The sequence below is a fragment of the Agromyces sp. ISL-38 genome, from assembly GCF_018613935.1.
Taxonomy (GTDB): Bacteria; Actinomycetota; Actinomycetes; order Actinomycetales; family Microbacteriaceae; genus Agromyces.
This window is the reverse complement of the sequence record NZ_JAGGPF010000013.1, coordinates 53,167-72,038: the sequence shown is the minus strand read 5'-3', so window position 1 is coordinate 72,038 and position 18,872 is coordinate 53,167. Positions and strand designations below refer to the sequence as shown.

Here is an 18,872-nt window from a genome sequence, read left to right as displayed (position 1 = left end):
TGCTGCCGCTGCCAGTGAACGATTCGGTAACGGTCGCCCGTCGTGGCGCGGATCGGATACCCCGAGCACGTATCCTCAGATCAATCCTGGGGAGGAGGGGCGCGTTGGCACCACGACACTCGAATCGCGCACGATCGGCGAACGCTGCGGGGGCAGCGATCGCCGACGTCATGATCGACACCGGGCCGATCTCGACGAGTACCGGACCGATCTCGACGACGGGAACCGATCGCAGCGCCGGCTCCCGCTACGAATCCGTCGCCACGAATCCGCTCTCGGGTCCGATCACGGTGCCGCAGAAGCGGACGATCGGCGACACCGGCATCACGGTGCATCCGCTCGCGCTCGGCGGCAGCACCTTCGGATGGACCCTCGGCGTCGAGGAGTCGTTCGACGTGCTCGATCGATTCGCCGGTGTCGGCGGAGGCCTGATCGACACCGCCGACAGCTACGCCGCGGGCCGCAGCGAGTCCATCATCGGCAAGTGGATGGCCTCCCGCGGAAGCCGCGATCGCATGCGCATCATGACGAAGATCGGGCGGCATCCCGAGCACCGGGGCCTCGCCCCCGACGAGATCACGGCGGCGGTCGACGACTCGCTCTCGCGACTCGGCACCGATCACATCGATCTGCTGTTCTTCCATGGCGACGACCCGGCCGTTCCCCTCGAGGAGAGCCTCGGATCAGTCGACGCGCTCATCGCGGCCGGCAAGGTCGGGGCGATCGGGGCGTCCGACTTCCCGCCCGAGCGTCTCATCGAGGCCCGCGTGCTCGCCGCGAACGGACTGCCTCGCTTCCACGCGCTCACGACGAGGTACAACCTCATGGAGCGCAGGCCGTTCGAGGGAGCACCCGAACTCGTCGCGCACGCGCAAGGGCTCGCCGTGCTGCCGTACTTCGCCCTGGCGAACGGCTTCCTCGGGGGCGCCGTGCGACACCGTTCCGACGTGCGTCATGACGCGCGCGGCGCGCGCCAGGCCCGCCACCTCGGGCGCCGCGGGCACCGCGTGCTCGCCGCCCTCGACGAGATCGCCTTCGCCCGCGGTGTCCAGCCCGCGACGATCGCGATCGCGTGGCTCCTCGCGAAGCCGACTGTGGTCGCACCGGTGGCGAGCGCGAGCCGGCCCGAGCAGGTCGACGCGCTCGTCGCGGCGGCATCCGTCGAACTGCATCGCTCGGAGCTCGTCGAACTCGATCGCGTCTCCGCCTGAGGCACCGTCCGGCCGGCGGCGGCCGAGTGAACCGAGCGGTCCCGGCGCGGGTGGCATAGGGTGGACGGGTGAACGGCGCCGTCGACCTCCCTCTCGGCCAGGCCGAACTCTCGTTCGACGCGGCCGGCGACGCGCGCGTACGACGCAGCGTGCTTCCCTCGGGCGTCCGGGTGCTGAGCGAACAGGTGCCCGGCAGTCGCAGCGTCACGATCGGCTTCTGGGTCGCGGTCGGCTCGCGAGACGAGCAGCCGTCGGCTTCGGGGCATCCGGCCACCTACGGCTCGACCCACTTCCTCGAGCACCTGCTCTTCAAGGGCACGACGACGCGCACGGCGCTCGACATCGCGATCTCCTTCGACGCGGTCGGCGGCGAGCACAACGCGCTCACTGCCAAGGAGTACACGTGCTACTACGCGAAGGTGCAGGACCGCGACCTGCCGATGGCCGTGGCAGTCCTCGCCGACATGTTCACCTCCTCGCGTCTCGACCCTGACGAGTTCGAGAACGAGCGCGGCGTCATCCTCGAAGAGCTCTCGATGGCGGGCGATGATCCGGCGGATGTCGCGAACGAGCGCTTCTTCGAGGCCGTGCTCGGCGTGCATCCGCTCGGCCGTCCGATCGGGGGCAGCCCCGACACGATCCGCGCCGCCGTGCGCGACGCCGTATTTGAGCACTACCGGGCCAACTATCGGCCGAGCGACCTCGTCGTCACCGTCGCGGGCGCCGTCGACCACGACGTGCTCGTCGCCGAGCTCGAGCGTGCGCTCACCGGCGCCGGCTGGGATCTCACCGTCGAGGGTGCACCAGTCGAGCGGCGGCCGGTCGAGCCGGCCGTGCTCGACGTCGCCCGGCCACTCACCGTCGTCGAACGGCCGACCGAGCAGGTCAACCTGCTGCTCGGTGTGCCCGGGCTCATCGCCACCGACGAACGACGGCCGACCATGAGCGTCCTGAACGCCATCTTCGGCTCGGGCATGTCGTCGCGGCTCTTCCAGCAGGTCCGCGAGCGTCGCGGTCTCGCCTACTCCGTGTACTCGTTCGCCCCCGGCTACTCCGACGCCGGACTGTTCGGCATGTACGCGGGGTGTTCCCCGTCGAAGGCGAGCACCGTCGCGGCGCTCATGCGCACCGAGCTCGATCGGCTGGCCGAACACGGCGTGACCGCCGACGAACTGCAGCGGGCTTCCGGCCAGCTCGCAGGCGCATCGGCGCTCGCCCTCGAAGACTCGGACACGCGGATGTCCCGGCTCGGCCGCGCCGAGCTCACGCTCGGCGAGTTCGCCGACCTCGACGAAGCTCTGCGGCGCATCGCACTCGTCACAGCCGACGACGTGCAGGTGCTCGCCGCCGAGCTCGCCGCCCGGCCGTTCTCCCTCGTCGCCGTCGGCGCGACCGAGGAGTCGGCCTTCCGTGGCGCGGTCGAACCGGCCGCTCCGAGCACCGACGTCGCCTGACCACGACCCCACGAGCAGTACAGGAACCGAAACCAGTGCCCCACCATCTCTACCTGGTCCGCCACGGCGAGCAGCTCGACGCTGAGCACGGCATGCCCGACGGACCCCTCTCCCCGCGCGGCCGGCGCCAGGCGGAGCTCCTCGGGGAGCGCCTCGGCGGCATCCCGTTCGACAATGCGTGGCACTCTCCGCTGCAGCGGGCCACCGAGACGGCGAAGATCATCGCGGCGAAGATGCCGGCACTGAACCCTGAGCCCTCGGCACTGCTCTTCGATTGCGTTCCATCGGGGCCGGCTCCCGAGACCCCGAAGGTCTACGACCCGTTCTTCGGTTCGGTGACCGAGGCCGAGATCGAGGCCGGCAGCGCCCAGATGGCCGACGCCGTCGTCGAGTTCCTCCGGTCGCACCGCGAGGATCGGCACGACCTGCTCATCACCCACAACTTCGTGATCGCGTGGTTCGTGCGCGAGGTGCTCGGTGCGCCCGCGTGGCGCTGGGTCTCGATCAACCAGGCCAATTGTGGTCTCACGGTGCTCACGCAGAAGTCGGGCCGGCCGTGGAGCCTCGTCACTCACAACGACCTCGCGCACCTGCCACCCGAGCTGCGCACCGGATTGCCCGAGCCGTATTCGCTCTGAGCAACGGACGCCCTCGGCGGATCAGCGGGGGAGCCGTTTGCCGAACCAGTGCGTCGCGTTCGGGTTCGCGTTGTACGGTTCGATCTCGGTGTAGCCGCTCGAGCGGTAGAGGCCGCCCGCCGCTTCGAGGCTCGCGTTGGTGTCGAGCACGATCTCCTCGGCACCGAGCTCGGCGGCCCGCCGCTCGAGCTCGTCGAGCAGGCGTCGGCCCTCGCCGCGACCGCGCCCGGCCGGTGCGAGCCAGACGTGCTTCACCTCGAAGCGCACCTCATCGGCCGGCGACCGCTGGATGCGCCGGACGCCGCCGCAGCCGACGGCCTCGCCAGCGCCATCGACGTCGATCGCGACGAGGAACACGCCCGCGGGCGGGGTGAACTGCGCGGCGTCCGGCCACGTCGGCCGGTACTCGCCCTGCTCGGGCGGGAACCCCGCCGCGCGCTCGGCGAAGTACGCCTCGAGCAGCCCGTGCGCGTCGGCATCGGTCACGTCGGCCTCGCGGAATCGCAGCATGAGATCAGCCTATTCGGCCGTGGGAACCCCGCATTGCTAGGGTGAACCACGTGACGATACGGGTCGCCGTGGCGGGTGCCACGGGCAACATGGGACGTTTGGCGATCCGGCTCATCGAGGAGGCCGACGATCTCGAGTTGCACGCCGCCCTCAACTCGCGGTCAAGCCTCGACGAGATGCTCGGCGCCGATGTCGCCCTCGACGTCACGCACCCCGGTGCGAGTGCTGAGATCGTGGAGTTCGCGACGGGCGCCGGCATTCCGATCGTCGTCGGCACCTCCGGCTGGTCGAATGACCGCATCGCCGAGATCACGGCGTTGATGCGCGGCCATGCCGAGGCCGGCGCTGTGCTGTTCGTGCCGAACTTCTCGATCGGCAGCGTGCTCGGCACCGCCTTCGCCGCCCTCGCCGCGCAGTTCTTCGACTCGATCGAGATCGTCGAGGCGCACCACGCGGGCAAGGTCGACTCGCCGTCGGGCACCGCGGTGCGCACCGCCGAGCTCATCGGCGAGGCTCGCCGGCTCAACGGACCCGTCGCGGCACCGCACGCCGACCAGCGTGCTCGGGGCCAGCTCGTCTCAGGGGTGCCGGTGCACAGCCTCCGGATGTCGGGACTGCTCGCAGAACAGCGGGTCGTGCTCGGCGGCCACGGCGAGACCCTCACGATCACGCATTCCACGCTGTCGCCGAGTTCGTACGAAGCCGGCATCCTGCTCGCGCTGCGACGCGCCCCCGAGGCGATCGGGGTCACCGTCGGCCTCGACGCGCTGCTCGACCTCGGCTTGCCCGGCGCCCCTCGATGACCGCGAAGGCCGGCGCGGTCATCATGGCCGTGCTGCTGGCCCTCTACGTCGCCCTCGTCGGCTGGCGGGCGGTGCAGTTCATCGGCACCGGTGAGCCCGTCGCGGTCGCCATCGGCATTGCGCTCGCGGTGCTGCCCTTCATCGGCGCCTGGGCGTTGTGGCGCGAGCTCGCGTTCGGCATCCGTTCCCAGGCGCTCGTGCGGCGGCTCGAGGCCGAGGGCGGCCTCGACCTCGGCATCGCGGCCCTGCCGAGTGGGCGACCCGACCGGGCGTCGGCGGATGCCGCGTTCCCGCGATTCCGCGAGGCCGTCGACCTCGAGCCCGCCTCCTGGCACGCCTGGCTCCGTCTCGGACTCGCGTACGACGCTGCCGGCGATCGCCGCCGTGCGCGTCAGGCCGTGCGGCGTGCTATCGAGCTCGAGCGCGCGGAGCGCTGAGCATTGCGTCGACCGCCGACTCGACGGTCGCGTGCCGGAAGCGGTAGCCGTCGTCGATGAGGCGTTGCGGGCTCATCTTCTGACTTGCCAATAGCAGCTCGTCGGCCGCGAGGCCGAGTGCGAGCTCGAGCATGCGCTCGGGCACGACGAGCGAGTAGGGGCGGTGCATCCGCTCGGCCATTGCCGTCATCACCCGGTCGGCGGTGGCGGGCGTGGGGCCGGCGAGGTTCACCGGTCCGGCGAGCTGCGACTCGAGCAGGTGCATGAGTGCGCCGATCTCGTCGTCGAGCGCGATCCAAGGCCAGTGCTGGCCTCCCGTGCCGAGCCGGCCCGACACCCCGAGTCTCGTGAGCGTGCCGATGGGCTGCATCGCGCCGCCGTGGCCGACCACGATGCCGCTGCGGAACATCACCGTGCGGGTCTGCTCGGGAGCCAGTGCGGCCGCCGCCTCCCACCTGACGACGAGGTCGGCGAGGAATCCGGTGCCTGCACCCGAGTACTCCCTGAGCAGTTCGCCTGGACGGTCGCCGTAGTAGCCTGCCGCCGAGGCGCTGAGGAACACGGCGGGTGGACGGCGCGCCTTGCGCATCGCGTCGGTGAGCGTGCGCGTGGCAGTGATGCGGGACTCGAGGAGCTCGCCGCGATACGCCTTCGTCCACGGCAATCGGGCGAGTGAGGCTCCCGAGAGATTCACGACCGCGTCGACACGGTCCATGACGGTGAAGTCGATGATGCCCGCGGCCGGCGACCAGGCCGTTTCATCCGTGCCGTGGGCCCGGCGTCGTACGAGGCGCACGACGTCGTGCCCATCGGCGCTCAGCCGCTCGACGAGCGCGGTTCCGAGAAAACCGGACGCGCCGGCGACGAGCACCCGCATCGACTAGGCGAGTTCGGCTTCGATCGTGATCGGGATGCCCGTGAGTGCTTGCGAGATGGGGCAGTTCTGCTTCGCGTCCTCGGCGAAGGCCTCGAACTCCTCCTCGGTGAGGCCGGGCACGCGGGCGCTCACGAGCAAGTGGCTGCCGAGCACGCCACGGCCGGCCTCGAAGGTCACGGCCGCCGTCACCTGGATGCTCTCGGGCGGATGTCCGGCGCGGGTGAGTGCGCCGGAGAGCTGCATCGAGAAGCACGCGGAATGTGCGGCGCCGAGGAGCTCCTCGGGGTTGGTCGTGTTCGAGACCCCCTCGGATCTCGCCTTCCAGTTGACGGCGAACTCACCCGTCTTCGACGAGTCGAGGGAGACGGTGCCCGAGCCCTCGTTCAGCGTTCCCGTCCAGACGGTGGTCGATTCACTCGTGACAGCCATATGGGTCCTCCTCCTCGAGCCGGGGCTCCAGCCTAGCGGGGCGGATGCCGCGGATGTCAGGTGCGGGGGATGACGCGGGCGCGCACGAGCAGCAGGTAGATCTGGCATCCGAGGCAGTATCCGAACGCGGCGTTGAGGAAGGCGGCGACGAACGCGAGGGAGGCGGCGATCGGCACGGCGTAGGCCGCGCCGAAGAGGCCCAGCACGACGCCCGCGACCGTCACCACGAATCCCACGCCCTGCGCGAACGTCGGCGGGCGGGGGTCCTCGAGTTCGGCTGGCGGGCGGAGGCGCGGGCGCACGAATCGCGCGAACACGATCGAGAACGGGTTGCGGCGGACGCCGGCGATGGCGCTCCACGCGAACACGAGCGTGATCACCGCGAGCAGGATCCACGCTGCGAGGGTCGCGCCGCCGAAGCCCAGCACGGCCGTGATGAGCAGGAGCGTCGCCGTGACGGAGGCGGTGAAGCGCGGGCCGCGCGGGTCGATTCCGGCGGGTTCAGGATGTGACACTGGTTCTCCCGGTGAGTGCGTCGAGGTGGTCGCGTACCGCGCCGAGGCGGGGTACGCCGCCGACTCGTGCAGTGGGGACGCCGTGGGCGTCGAGGATGAGGGTGGTCGGCGTCTGCAGCACCCGGAACCGCTCGGCGAGGTCGCCGCGATGGGTGAGGTCGACCTCGACGTGGCGCACCCCGTCGTACTCGGCGGCGACCCCGGTGAGCTGACGCGCGGTCGCCGGGCAGCGGCTGCAGTACTTGGTCGAGAACTGCACGAGCGTGGCCACGGGGCCGAGGGCTGCGCGGCCCAGTTCGAGCGCCTCGACGGTCTCGTCGCCTGCACCCGCGGCACCGGCGGCACCCGCGGCACCGGCACCGGCAGCTCGCGCGGCGTGCAACCGGCCCGTGCGCGCCTTCCAGGCGAATCCCAGCGCCGTGGCGGCGGCGGGCAGGGCGAGGCCCGCGATGAGCGCGGCAAGCCAGTCCATGTCGCGATGCTACGTCGGGCCGTGGCTGCCCGGGGGCGTGTGACGGAGGATGACGCGCGCGGCGAGCGGGGCGACGCGGCACGCCCGTGGCATCCGCCCGCTGTCGCCTGCCGGGGTTAGCATCGAGGCGATGGCCGAGACGACTTCCACCCCATACGAAGACCTGCTGCGCGACGTGCTCGAGCACGGCACGCACAAGACCGATCGCACGGGCACCGGCACCAGCAGCGTGTTCGGGCGCCAGCTCCGCTTCGACCTCTCGCAGGGGTTCCCGCTCGTCACCACGAAGCGGGTGCACTTCAAGTCGATCGCCTACGAACTGCTCTGGTTCCTGCGCGGGGAGTCGAACGTCGGGTGGCTCCGCGATCACGGCGTCACCATCTGGGACGAATGGGCGGATGCCGCGGGCGAGCTCGGTCCCGTCTACGGCGTGCAGTGGCGCTCGTGGCCGACGCCATCGGGCGAGAGCATCGACCAGATCTCGCAGGTCATCGACCAGATCCGCGCGAACCCCGACTCGCGCCGCCTCATCGTGTCGGCCTGGAACCCCGCCGACATCCCCGACATGGCGCTCGCGCCGTGCCACGCGCTGTTCCAGTTCTACGTGGCCGACGGCAGGCTCTCGTGCCAGCTCTACCAGCGCAGTGCAGATCTCTTCCTCGGCGTGCCGTTCAACATCGCGTCCTACGCGCTGCTCACCCACATGATTGCGGCGCAGACCGGCCTCGAGGTCGGCGACTTCGTGTGGACGGGCGGCGACTGCCACATCTACGACAACCACGTCGAGCAGGTGACCGAGCAGCTCACTCGCACACCGTTCCCCTCGCCCACGCTGCGGTTCGCGCGCACGCCCGCCTCGATCTTCGACTACGAGTACGAGGACTTCGTCGTCGAGGGATACCAGCACCACCCGGCGATCCGCGCCGCCGTGGCGGTCTGAGCCGTGGCCCGCATCGGGCTCATCTGGGCCGAGGCCGACGACGGCGTGATCGGCGTGGGCGGCGTCATGCCCTGGCATCTGCCTGAAGACCTCGCCCACTTCCGCGACGTGACCATCGGCGCGCCAGTGGTGATGGGACGCAAGACGTGGGAGTCACTGCCGCCGCGATTCCGCCCGCTTCCGGGCCGTCGCAATCTCGTGGTCACGCGGCAGGCCGACGCGGTGTTCGAGGGAGCCGAGGTCGCGGCATCCGTAGCGGCGGCACTCGAGCTCGCCGCGCAGGGCCGCGCCGACGACGAGTTCGTGTGGATCATCGGCGGCGCTGAGCTCTATCGGCAGACGATCGGCGTCGCCGACCGGCTCGAGGTCACCAGCCTCGACGCCGTGGTCGCCGGCGACACGGTCGCGCCCCAGGTCGACGCCTCGTGGCGCCTCACCGCCGCCGACCCCGTCGATGGCGCGCATGTCTCGGCGTCAGGCCTCGAGTACCGCTTCCTCACGTACGAGCGCCGCTGACGGCGTGCCTCGTCGGGTCCGCCCGAACCGATACGCTTGAGTGCGTGACTTCAGAAAACCCCTTCGGACAAGTGCTCGTCGCGCTCGTCACGCCGTTCACGGCTGACGGCGAGGTCGATTGGCCCGGGGTCGAGAAGCACATCGACGACGTGATCAACGACGGCGCCGACGGCATCGTCGTCACGGGCACCACCGGGGAGACCTCCACGCTCACCGACCCCGAGAAGATCCGGCTGGTCGAGGTCGGCAAAGAGGTCGCCGGCGGCCGCGCGAAGATCATCACGGGCGGAGGCTCGAACGAGACCGCCCACGCGATCGAGCTCTACAAGCACAGCGAGCAGGCCGGTGCCGACGGCATCATGATCGTCACGCCCTATTACAACAAGCCCACGCAGGCCGGCATCCTCACGCACTTCCGCATGGTCGCCGACGCCACCGACCTGCCGGTCATCCTCTACGACATTCCCGGGCGCACCGGCGTGCCGATCAAGTACGAGACGATCCTGCGCGCCTCGAAGCATCCGAACATCCTGGCCGTGAAAGACGCGAAGGGCGACTTCTCCGAGGTCAGTCGGGTGCTGAACCAGACCGATCTCCTGTACTTCTGCGGCGACGACGCGAACGTGCTGCCCGAGCTCGCGATCGGCGCCACCGGGCTCATCGGCGTCACCGCCAACATCGCGGCGAGGCCGTACCGCACGATCGTCGACGCCGTGAACCGCGGCGACCTGGCCGCCGCGACCGCAGCGCACCGCAAGCTCGAGCCCCTCGTGCGCGCCGTGATGACCCATGTTCCGGGCACGGTCGCGACCAAGTACATCCTGCACGGACTCGGCCGCATCGGCAGTCCTCGCGTGCGCCTTCCGCTCGTCGGCCCCGAAGAGTGGGAGGCCGCGCAGATCGAAGACGAGATCGATCTCGTCCGCGACATCCCCGGCGTCGACTTCCACAACTTCCGCCCCGACCGCAACGCCGCCGCCGGCGGCGCGTTGCCGAAGGTCGCGGGCACCACACGCTGATCGCGAGCCGAGGCATCCGCCGGCACGGCCGCACTGAACTGAACACCGCAACGTAAGGAGGGCTTATGCCCGACGTCGTCATCGAACCTGCCCCGATCGAATCCGGCACGCTCCGCATCATCCCCATCGGCGGCCTCGGCGAGATCGGCCGGAACATGACGAGCTACGAGATCGACGGCAAGATCCTCATCGTCGACTGCGGTGTGCTCTTCCCCGAAGAGCACCAACCGGGTGTCGACCTGATCCTGCCCGACTTCGGGTTCATGAAGGAGCGACTCGACGACGTCGTGGGCGTCGTGCTCACGCACGGTCACGAAGACCACATCGGCGCCGTGCCCTACCTGCTGAAGGCACGCGCCGACATCCCGCTCATCGGTTCGACGCTCACCCTCGCGCTGGTGGAGGCGAAGCTCAAGGAGCACCGCATCCAGCCGTACACCCTCAACGTCAAAGAGGGCCAGCACGAGCAGATCGGCCCGTTCCGCCTCGAGTTCATCGCCGTGAACCACTCGATCCCCGATGCGCTCGCCGTGGCGATCAAGACGACTGCGGGCACCGTGCTCGCCACGGGCGACTTCAAGATGGACCAGCTTCCGCTCGACGGCCGGCTCACCGACCTTCGCGAGTTCGCACGGCTCGGCGAAGAGGGCGTCGACCTCTTCATGGTCGATTCCACGAACGCGGATGTCCCGGGCTTCACCCCGCTCGAGCGCTCCATCGGCCCCGTGCTCGACGAGGTCTTCGCGAGGGCCCCGCGCCGGGTCATCGTGGCGAGCTTCTCGAGCCACGTGCACCGCGTGCAGCAAGTACTCGACGCCGCGTGGGAGAACGACCGTCGCGTCGCGCTCCTCGGCCGCAGCATGGTGCGCAACATGACGATCGCCGCCGAGCTCGGCTACCTCAAGGTGCCGCCGGGCGTGCTCATCGACTACAAGAAGGCCGGCGACGTCCCCGACGACGAGATCGTCTACATGTCGACCGGATCGCAGGGCGAGCCGATGGCCGTGCTCTCCCGCATGGCGAACCGCGAACATCAGATCGAGGTCGGTGAGGGCGACACGGTCATCCTCGCCTCGAGCCTCATCCCCGGAAACGAGAACGCGGTATACCGCGTGATCGACGGGCTCACGAAGCTCGGCGCGAACGTCGTGCACAAGGGCAACGCCAAGGTGCACGTCTCGGGCCACGCCGCGGCCGGCGAGCTGCTCTACTGCTACAACATCCTGAAGCCCAAGAACGTGCTGCCGATCCACGGCGAGTTCCGGCACCTCTTCGCGAACGCGAAGCTCGCTCGCGACACGGGCATCCCGGCGGCGAACACCTTCATCGGTGAGAACGGCTCGGTCTACGACCTCCGCGACGGTGTCGTGAAGGTGGCCGGCCAGCTCGACCTCGGATTCGTCTACGTCGACGGCTCGACGGTCGGCGAGATCACCGACGCCGACCTGAAAGACCGCCGCATCCTCGCCGAAGAGGGATTCATCTCAGTCATCGTCGTCGTCGACGCGTCGACCGGCCGGGTCATCACCGGCCCCGAGATCCACGCGCGCGGCTTCGCCGAAGACGACGCCGTGTTCGATGACGTCAAGCCGAAGATCATCGCCGCCCTCGCCGATGCCGCACACAGCGGCGTGCGCGACTCGCATGCCCTCTCGCAGGTCGTGCGCCGAGTGCTCGGCGGCTGGGTGAACCGGCGCTTGCGTCGTCGCCCGATGCTCGTGCCGCTCGTCATCGAGGCGTAGCAGCGGGGCTGGTCGGCGCGGTTCGGCGCCAGTCGGCCGGGTCGGCGTTGCATCTCGAAACGCTGCCGAAACACTCGGGGCGTAGCCTCCGCGCATGGCGGAGTTCTCGATCCGCCCGGCCACCTCGAGCGACGGCACCTTCCTCGCCGACATGGTGGTCGAGGCGGCGAACTGGCGGACGGGGGTTCCCCGGCCGAGGCCGACCGTGCTCGCCGATCCTGTCTACCGCGGGTACATCGCGGGCTGGCAGCGGCCGGCCGACGCGGGCGTCGTCGCGCTCGACGCCGACCAGCGCCCGATCGGCGCCGCCTGGTACCGCCTCTTCGCGGCGCCCGACCGGGCGTACGGCTTCGTGGCATCCGGCGTGCCCGAGCTCATCATCGGCGTCCGGCCGCTTTGGAGGGCGCAGGGCATCGGTCGCGCACTCATCCGCGGGCTCACGGATGCCGCGCGCTCGGCCGGGTTCGCCCGGCTCACCCTGAGCGTCGAGCACGGCAACTTCGCGCACCTGCTCTATCGCTCGGAGGGGTTCATCGTCGTGGCATCCGGTAACGGCAGGGACACGATGGTGCGCTCGCTGGCGTGATTCCAGCAGTCGTCGACGGCCCACGCACACCACGCCCGCGGGTCATCGACGCGATCGGGTTCCGAACTCCGATCGCAGACACTCGCGGCATCCTGTCGACGCGAGTCGGCGGTCGGCCTTAACGTGGGGGAATGGCTACGAGCACCAAGTCGAACGGTCGTGCTTCGGGCACGTCCGGCCGCGGCTCGGCCTCGCGCACCGCGCCCACGAAGAAGCTGCCCGCGACTCGCGCGCGGGCGGCGACGAAGGCGTCGTCGACTCCCGAGCGCCCGAGCATCCTCGTTCGCGCCTGGATGGGCCTCGCGCACGTCGCCGGCGGCGCAGCCCGTGCGCTCGGCCCTGAGACCCTCCAGAAAGAGGAGCGCCGCGACGGCCTGCCGTTCTTCATCATCGTGCTCGCCATCGCGGGCGCCGTCGTCGAGTGGTTCTTCATCAACGATCCCGTGGCACAGGCACTCGACTCCTGGACCTTCGGCGGGCTCTTCGGCCGAGTGGCCTTCGCGCTGCCCGTCATCATGCTGCTCTTCGCCGTGTGGCTGTTCCGTCACCCGAGCTCGGTGCACGACAACACGCGCATCGGCATCGGGCTCGGGTTGCTGCTGCTCACCGTCTCGGCGCTCTGCCACCTCTTCGGCGGTGCGCCCGAACCCCGCGACGGCATGACCGTGCTCGCGCGTGCCGGCGGCATCCTCGGCTGGATGCTCGCAGCGCCGCTCACGCTCCTCATCACCGCGATCGGCGCGACGATCGTCGTCATCGTGCTGCTCGTGCTCGCGCTCCTCATCATCACGAAGACTCCGCCGAACCGCATTCCCGCGCGCTTCCGCGAGCTCTACGCGTGGCTCTTCGGGGCTCCCGTCGCCGAGCCCGGCGAGGCCGAGACCGCCGAGCGGCCGTCGCGGCGCAAGCGCAAGGAGTCGGCGCAGCTCGAGCTCGACGGCATCGACGCATCCGCCGACGATGCCGAACCCGCCGGCCTCCTGCCGTGGTGGCGTCGCAACGACTCCAATCGGGAAGAAGACCCCGCGTTCGCGGCCCCCGCCATCGACCAGCTCACCGAGGTGTTCGGCGCGGGCTCGGCCGCCGGAAGCTTCGAGTCGCCGCTCGAGGGCGAGGGCGGCCCGGCGTCCTACGGCTCAGAGGTGCTCGGCGACCTCGAACGCGCGGAATCCGCCCTGCAGCACTTCACCGGCGACGTTCCGCGAGGCGGCACCGGTCTCCGCGGCGACGACGGCGGCGCGACCTCGGTGCTCGCCGTGTTCGACGAGACCGAAGCGGGCGGCACGGGCTCGGCCGACGCCGGGGGCGGCGCACTCGCAGACGTCACGCCCGTCGCGGCATCCGAGCCCGATCGTCCCTACCACCTGCCCGCCGCCTCGACCCTCGGCGCCGGTGCACCGGCGAAGTCACGGTCGGCCGCCAACGACGACGTCGTGCGCTCGATCACGGGAGTGCTCGACCAGTTCCAGGTCGACGCCAAGGTCACCGGGTTCTCACGCGGTCCCACGGTCACGCAATACGAGATCGAGCTCGGCCCCGGCGTCAAGGTCGAGCGTGTCACGGCGCTCTCGAAGAACCTCGCCTACTCGGTGGCATCGAACGAGGTTCGCATCCTCTCGCCGATCCCCGGCAAGAGCGCGATCGGCGTCGAGATCCCGAACGCCGACCGTGAGATCGTCACCCTCGGCGACGTGCTGCGTTCCGGTGCGGCGGCGAATGCCAAGCATCCGATGACGATCGGCGTCGGCAAAGACGTGGGCGGCGGCTACGTCGTCGCCAACCTCGCGAAGATGCCGCACCTCCTCGTCGCAGGCTCCACCGGTTCCGGAAAGTCGAGCTTCGTCAACTCGATGATCACGAGCCTGCTCATGCGCGCCACGCCCGCCGACGTGCGGATGGTGCTCATCGACCCGAAGCGCGTCGAGCTCGCGCCCTATGGCGGGGTGCCGCACCTCATCACGCCCATCATCACGAACCCGAAGAAGGCGGCCGAAGCGCTGCAGTGGGTCGTGAAAGAGATGGACATGCGCTACGACGACCTCGCGTCGTTCGGGTTCCGTCACATCGACGACTTCAACAAGGCCGTCGTCAACGACGAGATCGTGCTGCCGGCCGGCAGCGAGCGCAAGCTCAAGCCCTACCCGTACCTCCTCGTGGTCGTCGACGAGCTCGCCGACCTCATGATGGTCGCCCCACGCGACGTCGAGGACTCGATCGTGCGCATCACCCAGCTCGCGCGCGCCTCGGGCATCCACCTCGTGCTCGCCACGCAGCGGCCGTCGGTCGACGTGGTCACCGGCCTCATCAAGGCGAACGTGCCGTCGCGACTCGCGTTCGCCGTCACGAGCGTCACCGACTCCCGCGTCATCCTCGACCAGCCGGGCGCCGACAAGCTCATCGGCCAGGGCGACGGGCTGTTCCTGCCGATGGGTGCGTCGAAGCCCATCCGCGTGCAGGGCGCCTGGGTGACCGAGGCCGAGATCGAGAAGGTCGTCAAGCACGTCACGCGGCAGGCGCGGCCCGACTACCGGCCCGATGTCGCAGCCGTCGCCGCGCGCAAGGAGATCGACTCCGACATCGGCGACGACCTCGAGCTCCTGCTCGCGGCAGCCGAGCTCGTGGTCTCGACGCAGTTCGGGTCGACGTCGATGCTGCAGCGCAAGCTCCGCGTGGGCTTCGCGAAGGCCGGTCGGCTCATGGACCTGCTGGAGTCGCGCGAGATCGTGGGCCCCTCCGAGGGCTCGAAGGCTCGCGACGTGCTCGTGACGGTCGAACAGCTGCCCGACGTGCTCGCGCGACTTCGCGGCGAGGAGCCGGCGGCGGCTCCAGTCCCCTCGTCCCAGGGTGCAGGGCCTGCCGGTGGGGGCGGATATCACGAAGAGGCCTACGGCGCCCCAGACGATCGCTACGACAATGCCGTGGCCCGGTCGGCCGAGGGCATGGCCGAGGTCGAGGGCGAGTCCGACGATGACGCCTGGGGACTCACCGGTCGCGATTGACCGATCGCCGTCCGCAGGCTCTCCACAGGGCCGTGGTCGCCCGAGGCCGGCCGATGGCCGACCGCTATCCTTGGCCTATGACCTCTCCCGCCGGAAGCAGTGAGCGATCGGCGAACTGGAACCTTCCGAACGCCATCACGTTCGTGCGCATCCTCGCGGCCCCGGTGTTCTTCTGGATGCTGCTCGCCGACAACGGCGCAGACGGCTGGCTCCGATGGGCCGCGGCCGTGCTCTTCATCGCCGCGATCGCGACCGACGGCATCGACGGGCACATCGCGCGCTCCCGCGGCCTCGTCACCGACCTCGGAAAGATCCTCGACCCGATCGCCGACAAGCTCCTCACGAGCGGCGCACTCGTGTGCCTCTCGATCCTCGGCGAGCTGTGGTGGTGGGTCACGATCGTGATCATCGCGCGCGAGGTGGGCATCACGGTGTGGCGCCTCGTCGAGCTGCGCCGCGGCAACGTCGTGCCCGCGTCATCCGGCGGCAAGCTCAAGACCGTCGTGCAGTCGGTCGCCATCTCGCTCGCGCTCGTGCCGCTGTGGACGCTGGTGGGCGATTGGGTGTACTGGCTGAACTGGTCGGCCATGGCGCTCGCGCTCGTGCTCACCGTGTGGTCGGGCCTGCTCTACGTGCGCGACGCCGTCGTGCTCGCTCGCTCGCCGCGCCCAGGGCGATGAGGGCTGGCGAGCGGATGCCGCAGGTGGCGGCGAGCCCGTCCGATCCCACCGCTCGCCTTATCGCCGAACTCACCCGACGGCAGTTGCGCATCGCCGTCGCCGAGTCGCTCACGGGCGGTCTCGTGGTCGCCGAGCTCACTCGCATCCCCGGCGCCTCGCTCGTGGTGAGCGGAGGCGTCGTCGCCTACGACACCGCGATCAAGCGCTCGCTCCTCGGGGTCTCGGCTGAGCTCCTCGCCCGAGAGGGTGCCGTGCATCCCGACGTCGCCCGGCAGATGGCGACCGGCGTCCGCACGGCCCTCGCCGTCGACGGCCGCGCCGCCGACATCGGCGTCGCGACCACAGGGGTCGCGGGCCCGACCGAGCAAGACGGCAAGCGCGCCGGCACGGTGTACCTCGGCATCGCGCTCGGCGACGAGGTCGAATCGATCGCGCTCGAGCTCCCCGGCGATCGCGCCGAGATCCGCACGGCGACGGTGCGAGCCGCGATCGATTGCGTGCTGTCGAGGCTCGAGGGCAGCTGAGTCCGGCTCGTCGGGCAGGCGACCGGCGTCGCCGCGGCTCCCGCTGGGGGATGCCGAGGATTCGGTGGACTCAGCGGGCCTTCGACGTCGGCACCCGATACCGGTGCTCGGGCCGTCCGGCCGACCCGTACCGCGGCGCAACCTCCGCTGCGCCGGTCGCGACGAGATGCTCGAGGTAGCGCCGGGCACTGACGCGAGACATGCCGAGCGATTCGGCGAGCTCGGCGGCCGAGACATCTGCGTCGCGCTCCGCGAGCCCCTCGGCGACGCGCGCGAGGCTCACGGGCGAGAGTCCCTTCGGCAAGGCGGCGTGGCGGCGGGATGCCGCGCCGAGGAACTGGTCGACCCCGCGCTGGTCGAGGGTGACGCTGGGTGCGGCCGCCCGGTCGGCGGCGATCCCGCGCCGCACCTCCTCGAGTCGTTCGGCGAGGCTCGCACCCGAGAACGGCTTCACGAGATAGTGGCGCACGCCGAGGAGCCGGGCCTTCCGCACGGTGTCGAGGTCGCGGGCTGCGGTCACGGCGATGACCTCGACATCGTCGCCCGTGGCACGGACCCGGCGCAGCACGTCGAGGCCGCCGAGATCGGGGAGGTAGACGTCGAGCAGCACGAGCTGCGGTCGATGCAGTTCGATCGCGGCGATGGCCTCCGCGCCGGTGTGCGCCTCGGCGACGACGACGAACCCCGGCTGGGCGTCGACGAAGGCACGGTTCACATGCGCGACGGCGAAGTCGTCGTCGACGATGACGGCCCGGATGTCGCTCATCGCCGTGATCCGATCTGCTCGCTCGTCGACGTGGGGGTGGCCGGGGTCCACGGGAGGCGGACGATGAACCGTGCGCCTCCGCTGGGGGAGTCCTGAACGGCTGCCGAGCCGCGGAGGCGAGCGGCGACGCGCTTCACGATGGTGAGCCCGATGCCGCGACGTGCCTTGCCGGGCGTCGCGGCCTTGTCGCTCACGTCGGGTTCGAAGATCTGGTCGCGGAGGCCGGCGGGCACGCCGGGTCCATCGTCGTCGACACGCACCACGAGCACGCCGGGCTCGAGGTCGTCGCGGATCGAGAGGGTGATGGATCCGCCGAGCGCACACGCCTCGATCGCGTTGTCGAGCAGATTGCCGACGACGGTCAAGAGCTCGGTGCGCGGCATGTCGCCGCCCGCGGCGTCGAGGTGCGACTCGGGATCGAGCTCGAGGCCGAGTCCGAGCTCCTGCGCCCGGCTGCGTTTGGCGAGCACGAGCGCCGCGGTCTCGACGTCGCCGATGCCGTCGTGCTCATCGAGCGCGGAGAGCGCCCCGCCGCTGCCGACCCGTTCGATGAACGCGACGGCGGCTTCGACGTGGCCGAGCTCGAGCAGGCCGCTCACGACGTGCAGCTTGTTCGAGAACTCGTGCGACTGGGCGCGCAGTCCTTCGGCGAGGCCCTGGGCGCCCTCGAGCTCCCGTAGCATCGTCTCGAGTTCCGTGCGGTCGCGGAGGATCGCGATCGACCCGACCTCGCGGCCGTCGACCCGCACCCGGTCGCCGTGCACGAGCAGGACGCGTTCTCCGGAGAGCACCGGCGTCTCCCGGTCCTCGCCCGACGCGATGAACCGGGCGAGCTCTCGATCGAGCGCCGACTCCACGTGTTCGCCGAGCACGGCGGCGGGATCCTCGATGTCGAGCAACCGCGCGGCGGCGTCGTTCACGAGGACGATCCGGCCGGCATCGTCGACGGCGATGAGGCCCTCGCGGATCCCGTGCAGCATCGCCTCACGGGTCTCGAGCATCGCGCGGATCTCCTCGGGCTCGAGCCCGTAGATGCGGCGCCGGATGAGGCGGCCGATCCATGCAGAGCCCACGACGCCGACCACTGCCGCGATCACGAGCACGATGAGGAGCCCGCTGAGGCCCCCGAGGAAGTCCTCGCGCAGGTCGGACTCGAGGATGCCGACCGACACCTGTCCCATCACCTTGCCGTCGTCGTCGAAGATCGGCACCTTCACGCGCCAGGACTCGCCGAGGGTGCCCGTCTGCGTGCCGACGTAGATCTCGCCCGACAGCGGGATCGCGGGGTCGGTCGACACCCGCTCTCCGATGCGATCCGGGTTCGGGTGCGAGTAGCGGATGCCGCGGTCGTTCGCGACGACGACATAGGTGACCTTGGAGGCACGCCGGATGACCTCGGCGATCGGCTGGATGGTCGAGGACGGGTCGTCGTCGTCGAACGCCTCGGTGATCGCGGGCAGTCCTGCGACCGACTGCGCGACCGCGATCATGCGGTCCTGGTAGGCCTCGCGCAGCTGTCGCTCCTGCAGCCACACCGCCGTGACGCCCGTGCCGGCCACGGTGATGAGCACGATGGCGACCTGCAGCAGCAGCAGCTGCATGCCAAGCGTCATCGACCGGCCCACCCGTACAGTTTCGCTCACGCGCGCCCGTGTGCAGCATCCGGAGCGTGACCAATACGACCGAATCGACCGAAACGACCAGTACGACCGTTACGACCGCAGCATTCCGGCTTGCGTGAGACCCGCCTAGCG

20 protein-coding genes are annotated in these 18,872 nt (G+C 70.3%); 13 read left to right on the top strand and 7 right to left on the bottom strand.

Annotation, left to right across the window (positions count from 1 at the left end; translation table 11 throughout):
• Positions 1 to 104 precede the first annotated feature (104 nt).
• The 3 genes from J7E25_RS15430 (at position 105) to J7E25_RS15420 (ending at position 3,303) form a co-directional block, all read left to right on the top strand.
• Positions 105 to 1,211 (top strand): aldo/keto reductase, encoded by a 1,107-nt coding sequence (locus J7E25_RS15430; RefSeq protein ID WP_251007308.1) that lies wholly within the window; start codon positions 105 to 107, stop codon positions 1,209 to 1,211.
• A 68-nt stretch (positions 1,212 to 1,279) separates the two neighbouring features.
• Entirely contained in the window at positions 1,280 to 2,665 is a 1,386-nt protein-coding gene (locus tag J7E25_RS15425) for a pitrilysin family protein (protein WP_214871050.1), read from the top strand.
• Positions 2,666 to 2,700: 35 nt separating this feature from the next.
• Positions 2,701 to 3,303 carry a histidine phosphatase family protein gene (locus J7E25_RS15420; protein WP_214871049.1) on the top strand — a complete coding sequence of 201 codons (603 nt, stop codon included), beginning with the start codon at positions 2,701 to 2,703 and terminating at the stop codon, positions 3,301 to 3,303.
• A gap of 21 nt (positions 3,304 to 3,324) precedes the next feature.
• Here J7E25_RS15420 and J7E25_RS15415 read toward each other — a convergent pair whose 3' ends face one another.
• Entirely contained in the window at positions 3,325 to 3,813 is a 489-nt protein-coding gene (locus tag J7E25_RS15415; protein ID WP_214871048.1) for a GNAT family N-acetyltransferase, read from the bottom strand.
• 50 nt (positions 3,814 to 3,863) lie between these two features.
• Here J7E25_RS15415 and dapB point away from each other — a divergent pair, with 50 nt between their 5' ends.
• Complete coding sequence (gene dapB / locus J7E25_RS15410; protein WP_214871047.1) at positions 3,864 to 4,616, top strand: 4-hydroxy-tetrahydrodipicolinate reductase; 753 nt, start codon at positions 3,864 to 3,866, stop codon at positions 4,614 to 4,616.
• A complete protein-coding gene (locus tag J7E25_RS15405; RefSeq protein ID WP_214871046.1) occupies positions 4,613 to 5,053 on the top strand; it encodes a hypothetical protein in 441 nt (146 codons plus the stop codon). The genes dapB and J7E25_RS15405 overlap by 4 nt, the downstream gene beginning before the upstream one ends.
• Here the strand turns inward: J7E25_RS15405 and J7E25_RS15400 are convergent.
• From J7E25_RS15400 to J7E25_RS15385, 4 genes are read right to left on the bottom strand one after another with little or no spacing between them, the layout of a single operon-like run.
• Positions 5,025 to 5,930 carry a TIGR01777 family oxidoreductase gene (locus tag J7E25_RS15400; protein ID WP_214871045.1) on the bottom strand — a complete coding sequence of 302 codons (906 nt, stop codon included), beginning with the start codon at positions 5,928 to 5,930 and terminating at the stop codon, positions 5,025 to 5,027. The two genes, J7E25_RS15405 and J7E25_RS15400, sit on opposite strands and share 29 nt — an antisense overlap.
• A 3-nt stretch (positions 5,931 to 5,933) precedes the next feature.
• Positions 5,934 to 6,359 (bottom strand): OsmC family peroxiredoxin, encoded by a 426-nt coding sequence (locus tag J7E25_RS15395; protein WP_214871044.1) that lies wholly within the window; start codon positions 6,357 to 6,359, stop codon positions 5,934 to 5,936.
• Between the two features lie 56 nt (positions 6,360 to 6,415).
• Positions 6,416 to 6,874, bottom strand: a complete 459-nt coding sequence (locus J7E25_RS15390; protein WP_214871043.1) for a DUF4395 domain-containing protein — start codon at positions 6,872 to 6,874, stop codon at positions 6,416 to 6,418.
• Positions 6,861 to 7,346 carry a thioredoxin family protein gene (locus tag J7E25_RS15385; protein WP_214871042.1) on the bottom strand — a complete coding sequence of 162 codons (486 nt, stop codon included), beginning with the start codon at positions 7,344 to 7,346 and terminating at the stop codon, positions 6,861 to 6,863. Before J7E25_RS15385 ends, J7E25_RS15390 begins: the two co-directional genes overlap by 14 nt.
• A 130-nt stretch (positions 7,347 to 7,476) precedes the next feature.
• Between J7E25_RS15385 and J7E25_RS15380 the strand changes: the two genes are divergently transcribed.
• The 8 genes from J7E25_RS15380 to J7E25_RS15345 all read left to right on the top strand — a co-directional run bounded on the left by J7E25_RS15380 (position 7,477) and on the right by J7E25_RS15345 (position 16,352).
• On the top strand, positions 7,477 to 8,286 hold the full coding sequence (locus J7E25_RS15380) for a thymidylate synthase (RefSeq protein WP_214871041.1): 810 nt from the start codon (positions 7,477 to 7,479) through the stop codon (positions 8,284 to 8,286).
• A gap of 3 nt (positions 8,287 to 8,289) precedes the next feature.
• Positions 8,290 to 8,802, top strand: a complete 513-nt coding sequence (locus tag J7E25_RS15375; protein WP_214871040.1) for a dihydrofolate reductase — start codon at positions 8,290 to 8,292, stop codon at positions 8,800 to 8,802.
• Between the two features lie 44 nt (positions 8,803 to 8,846).
• Positions 8,847 to 9,821, top strand: coding sequence for a 4-hydroxy-tetrahydrodipicolinate synthase (dapA, locus tag J7E25_RS15370; protein WP_214871039.1), 975 nt, complete (start codon positions 8,847 to 8,849; stop codon positions 9,819 to 9,821).
• A gap of 65 nt (positions 9,822 to 9,886) precedes the next feature.
• Positions 9,887 to 11,563: a ribonuclease J gene (locus J7E25_RS15365; RefSeq protein WP_214871038.1), complete on the top strand. Its 1,677-nt coding sequence runs from the start codon at positions 9,887 to 9,889 to the stop codon at positions 11,561 to 11,563.
• A 94-nt stretch (positions 11,564 to 11,657) separates the two neighbouring features.
• Positions 11,658 to 12,149 carry a GNAT family N-acetyltransferase gene (locus tag J7E25_RS15360; protein ID WP_214871037.1) on the top strand — a complete coding sequence of 164 codons (492 nt, stop codon included), beginning with the start codon at positions 11,658 to 11,660 and terminating at the stop codon, positions 12,147 to 12,149.
• Positions 12,150 to 12,280: 131 nt separating this feature from the next.
• A complete protein-coding gene (locus J7E25_RS15355) occupies positions 12,281 to 15,148 on the top strand; it encodes a DNA translocase FtsK (protein ID WP_214871036.1) in 2,868 nt (955 codons plus the stop codon).
• A gap of 77 nt (positions 15,149 to 15,225) precedes the next feature.
• Complete coding sequence (gene pgsA, locus J7E25_RS15350) at positions 15,226 to 15,828, top strand: CDP-diacylglycerol--glycerol-3-phosphate 3-phosphatidyltransferase (protein ID WP_215009649.1); 603 nt, start codon at positions 15,226 to 15,228, stop codon at positions 15,826 to 15,828.
• 14 nt (positions 15,829 to 15,842) lie between these two features.
• Positions 15,843 to 16,352 (top strand): nicotinamide-nucleotide amidohydrolase family protein, encoded by a 510-nt coding sequence (locus tag J7E25_RS15345; protein ID WP_214871034.1) that lies wholly within the window; start codon positions 15,843 to 15,845, stop codon positions 16,350 to 16,352.
• A 70-nt stretch (positions 16,353 to 16,422) separates the two neighbouring features.
• Here the strand turns inward: J7E25_RS15345 and J7E25_RS15340 are convergent, their stop codons facing one another.
• Together J7E25_RS15340 and J7E25_RS15335 are read right to left on the bottom strand one after the other, a co-directional pair.
• Complete coding sequence (locus tag J7E25_RS15340) at positions 16,423 to 17,118, bottom strand: response regulator (protein WP_214871033.1); 696 nt, start codon at positions 17,116 to 17,118, stop codon at positions 16,423 to 16,425.
• Complete coding sequence (locus J7E25_RS15335; protein WP_308164607.1) at positions 17,115 to 18,761, bottom strand: sensor histidine kinase; 1,647 nt, start codon at positions 18,759 to 18,761, stop codon at positions 17,115 to 17,117. Before J7E25_RS15335 ends, J7E25_RS15340 begins: the two co-directional genes overlap by 4 nt.
• Between the last annotated feature and the right edge of the window lie 111 nt (positions 18,762 to 18,872).